Annotated in this window: 2 protein-coding genes and 1 pseudogene; all 3 read left to right on the top strand. The window is 60.7% G+C overall.

Going from position 1 to position 2,460, the window contains the following annotated elements:
• Positions 1-132: 132 nt before the first annotated feature.
• A complete protein-coding gene (locus E5W70_RS13890; RefSeq protein WP_292658906.1) occupies positions 133-873 on the top strand; it encodes a M15 family metallopeptidase in 741 nt (246 codons plus the stop codon).
• A gap of 218 nt (positions 874-1,091) precedes the next feature.
• On the top strand, positions 1,092-2,120 hold the full coding sequence (locus E5W70_RS13895; RefSeq protein ID WP_292658908.1) for a sulfate ABC transporter substrate-binding protein: 1,029 nt from the start codon (positions 1,092-1,094) through the stop codon (positions 2,118-2,120).
• 18 nt (positions 2,121-2,138) lie between these two features.
• Positions 2,139-2,460: pseudogene (locus E5W70_RS13900) on the top strand (molybdate ABC transporter permease subunit); the annotation flags it as partial.

The raw sequence follows: 2,460 nt of genomic DNA on the forward strand, positions 1-2,460 counted from the left end.
TCTCCCCCGCAAGGGGGGAGATCGGATGTCTCCATCGTTTTCGCCAATCACCAAAGTTGGAGAGCAAGCGAGGCGGCGGAGCTGCCAATCTCCCCCCTTGCGGGGGAGATGGCCGGCAGGCCAGAGGGGGGTGTGCCGAAGCGCGCCCTGCAAAAGATTGCCGCGGTCCTTGCCACGTTTTTCGCAATCATCCTCTCCGCCTCCGCCGCTGACCTCCCAGCCGGTTTCGTCCGCCTTGCGGACATCGACCCGACGATCCGGCAGGATATCCGCTATGCCGGCCTCGAAAATTTCCTGCGTCGCAAGGTAAGCGGTTACGATGCGCCGGTATGCGTCCTCACCAGGCAAGCGGCGCAAGCGCTTTCGGCAGTGCAGAAAGCGATTGCCGTCGAAGGACTGACGCTGGTGGTGTTTGACTGCTACCGCCCTGCGCGGGCTGTCTCCGACATGGGTGAATGGACAAAAACGGGCGGACCACCGGACCCGCAATGGTACCCGAAGGTCAAGCGCAAGGATCTCATCGCCAAGGGCTATATCGGCGAACTGTCCACCCATTCGCGCGGATCGACGGTTGATGTCGCGATCGCCCGGATCGACCACAAGCAGGCCGACCGCAAGAGCGCTCCGAAACCGGTCTGCGGCGCGACGGATGCCGACACGCTCGACTTCGGCACCGGTTTCGACTGTTTCGATCCGGCGAGCGAAACGGCTCATAGGCCGCTCGCCAGTGAAGCGGCGGCAAACCGCAAAAAACTTGTCGAGGCGATGCGCGCCGGCGGCTTCAAGAATTACGCCCGCGAATGGTGGCACTTCACGCTGGAAAACGAGCCGTTTCCAAGAGAGCGCTTCAACTTTCCCGTTACCGCCGAATAGCCAGCCGAACCTTCAGACGCGACGCAGCCATTGCCGAAGAGCTGGCCGTCTCTAGTTAATCGCGTCGGGAGCGCGATCATGGTCCATGCGGGGAAAATAGTTCCTCGCATCGCCGAAAGCAGGCGAAAAATTGCTTCAATGAGCCAAAAAAGGCAACATTGAATGCATCTAAATTCTATCAATTCGGTAGATTTGGCGCGAGTTCAACGGAGGCGGAAATGACCAAACCTCATTTCAGGAAACTGCTCGGCGCACTGGTCGCCACGTCTGTCCAGTTCGGCATGCTCGGTTTCGCGTTTGCCGACACCACCATTCTCAACGTGTCCTATGATCCGACGCGAGAGCTCTACAAGCAATTCGACGCGGCCTTCATTGCCCACTGGAAGGCCGAGACAGGCGAGACGGTCACCGTCCAGCAGTCGCATGGCGGATCCGGCGCGCAGGCGCGCGCCGTGATCGACGGGCTCGATGCCGACGTGGTGACGCTGGCGCTCGAAGGCGATATCAACGCCATTGTCTCGAAAGCGAAGAGGATCAATCCCGACTGGCGGACGAAATTCGAAAACAATTCGGCGCCCTACACCTCGACCATCATCTTCCTCGTCCGCAAGGGAAACCCCAAGGGCATCCATGACTGGGGCGATCTGGTCAAGGACGACGTCCAGGTGATCACGCCGAATCCCAAGACCTCCGGTGGTGCGCGCTGGAACTATCTCGCCGCCTGGGCCTATGCCAGCGCCAAGGATGGCGGCGACGAGGCCAAGACCAAGGAATTCGTCGGCAATCTCTATGCGCATGTCCCGGTTCTCGACACCGGTGCACGCGGCGCCACCGTGACCTTCGCGCAAAAGGGGCTGGGCGACGTGCTGCTCGCCTGGGAAAACGAAGCCTATCTGGCGCTCGACGAGTTCGGCGCCGACAATTTCGATATCGTCTACCCGCCGACCTCGATCCTGGCCGAGCCGCCGGTCGCCGTGGTCGATGCCAATGTCGACGCCAAAGGCACACGCAAAGTTGCCGAAGCCTATCTGAGTTATCTCTATTCCAAGGAAGGCCAGACGATCATCGCCAAGAACCACTATCGCCCTTCGAAGCCCGACCTGGTGCCGGCGGAGGACCTGGCCAAGCTGCCTGAGATCAAGCTGATCACCATCGACGACCCGCTTTTTGGCGGCTGGAAGAAGGCACAGCCTTATCATTTCGGCGATGGTGGTATATTCGACCAGATCTACAAGCCGGCCCAGTAGCATTTAGATCAGGACGACATGACCACAGCACCCGCCAAGGCGGGGTGGCGGTTCAGACAGCCGAGCGTCATTCCGGGTTTCGGATTGACGCTCGGCTTCTCGCTTGCCTACCTCACCATCATCATCCTCATTCCCCTGTCCGGGCTGATCTGGCGCTCGGCGGCGCTCGGCTGGACCGACTTCTGGGCGATCGTCACCGACCGCCGCACCATCAACGCGCTTGAAATCAGCTTCGGCACCGCTTTCATTGCCGCCGCCGTCAACGTCGTCTTCGGCACGATCGTCGCCTGGGTGCTGGTGCGCTACAGCTTTCCAGGCCGCCGCATCGTCGATGCCATGG

The organism is Mesorhizobium sp. (genome assembly GCF_005063415.1).
Lineage (GTDB): Bacteria > Pseudomonadota > Alphaproteobacteria > Rhizobiales > Rhizobiaceae > Mesorhizobium.